We start from the raw sequence: 1,997 nt of genomic DNA, 5'->3' as shown, positions 1-1,997 counted from the left end.
GCTGGTGGGCTGGGTCATGGCATCCTGTCCTGTGGTGATTGCTGAATGGAAGCGACATAGAAAGCCTAGCACAAGATCGGAAGCGGTACTGTATTTAATTACAGCTTTTTAGCCGGGAAACTGCTGCTTCTGGTGTAAAACACGCATGACCCGTATATCCGTTTTATCCACCCAGTACGAAACAATCATTGACACATCCGGGATAATCAAGAGCCGACCCGGAATACCTGGACGCTCAACACCCATCAAAGGGTAATCCTGCAGATTTCCGACCCGGGACTGAATGATGTCATCCGTTCGTTCCGCCGCCACAGGATTAAATTCATAAAGAAACTCAAAAATCTTTTCTCGATCCTTGAGGGCATCTTCTTCCCAGAAAATCACTGATCAACTCTCTGCCGGATTCGAGCCTTATGCTCAGCCATCCGCTGATTAGCTGCCTGATGTGTAATAAAGCTTGCCTGGCTGGATTCAAGCTTTGAAAAAGCTGCAGTAACCTGCTCACTGAGCCATGCATCGTGAAACATTTTCTTTTTTTGCTCCTCAGCCAACTGCTCAGTCAGCTCTCGGCAGGCATCACTCAGCGTACGCCCCTCGCTTGCTGTCATCATCTGCGCCAGATGCTTTGTTTCCTCATCCACACGAAACTGAATACGAGCCTCCATAAATACCCCCTATTTGTACCAACAAGTGTCATCACACAGTATAGAATAAGCTGCTGGCTTTGACACCCGCTAACGCCCGGATAGTCTTCTGCAAAAAGCCATGCAGGGCGCACCACGTGGGCGGTGGGTAACGCTACAGGGTTGGTGATTATCGAATTATTGTCAGAATCCATGATCAGGAAAATATCATTTCTATTGAGCTTAGGTCATCACAAAAATATTTATGACCTGGCTAGGCCGGTATTTTTTATTGCTTCCATATACAAAAACCCCCACTTCTCCAGAAGCGGGGGTTTTCTTAGGCTTACGCTATGCGAAAGTTTCCAACTGAATAATCAGCCACTAACTTAGAAAGCGTATTTGGCCTGCAGGCGGAAAGTCATGTCGCCATCCAGCTTGCCACCAGTACCCAGAGCAGGCAGGTATGCATTAATCTCATCCTGCGTCATGCCACCTGCAAGAGCAGCTGCCTGCTCATCGGCACCAACATCACCAGAAACCATACCAAGCTCTGCACCCCACTCAAGGCCAGAGGCCATCTTATAGAAAGCGTTAACCCAGATGGCTGTGTAGTCGGCATCATCTGCATCCATCATTGACTGCTCTACAACCAGGTTAGTACGAACTTGGTCATTTACTTTGAACTGACCGCCAACTGAGAGCCATGCATCATCAATATAGCTAGTGAATGCTGCATTCAGCTTCATCTGGTTACCCAGTTGCTGAGCCAAACCAAAGGTCAGGCGCATTTCACTGTCATCAGCAACCTGCACCATCTGGCCAGCTGCAAATACGGTAGTATCACCGAACTTACCAGTGAAATTAGCAGTCAGATCAGGAACCATACTCTCTGTAGATTGAGCCTTGTCTTCCAAAGACACACCTACAGTCATGCCATCAGCCAAGCTGAATACTTTACCCAGTACAGCGTTACGCGCAGTGAAAGCAGAACGAACAGCGTTACCATTCTGCTCTACAGTTTCCGCCAAGCCAACAAGGTTAGAAGCAAAAGACCAAGTCTGACCAGCTACCCAGCCATCGTGGAAAATAGCAGCGTGGCGCAGACGGTAGCCACCACCAACATAGTCATTTTCATACATGACACGTACATCGCCAGCATCAGTTTTGGCAGTGTAGTTCACATTTAAACGAGTAGTGCTCAGACCCATAGAAAAGTCACCATCACCCTCATCAGGCATGCTCCAGATACCTTGAGCAGCTACAAAACCACCAATCTGCAGACGGTGTGCATCAGTATCTACAACAGTTGCAGCGGAAGCAGCAGAGGCGATAGCCAGGGCAAGTGGAAGGGCAACAGTACCAGCAATTTTT

Annotated in this window: 2 protein-coding genes and 1 pseudogene; all 3 read right to left on the bottom strand. The window is 48.2% G+C overall.

What is annotated here, in order from left to right:
* Nucleotides 1–108: 108 nt before the first annotated feature.
* Nucleotides 109–384, bottom strand: a complete 276-nt coding sequence (locus IBX50_RS20155; RefSeq protein ID WP_292258179.1) for a type II toxin-antitoxin system RelE/ParE family toxin — start codon at nucleotides 382–384, stop codon at nucleotides 109–111.
* Nucleotides 381–665 (bottom strand): damage-inducible protein J, encoded by a 285-nt coding sequence (locus tag IBX50_RS20150; RefSeq protein WP_292258178.1) that lies wholly within the window; start codon nucleotides 663–665, stop codon nucleotides 381–383. Before IBX50_RS20150 ends, IBX50_RS20155 begins: the two co-directional genes overlap by 4 nt.
* 347 nt (nucleotides 666–1,012) lie before the next feature.
* Nucleotides 1,013–1,997, bottom strand: a pseudogene (locus tag IBX50_RS20145) (hypothetical protein); the annotation flags it as partial.

The organism is Marinospirillum sp., from assembly GCF_014859565.1.
Note: the sequence above shows the minus strand (reverse complement) of the source record. Positions and strands in the feature narration are given on the sequence as shown.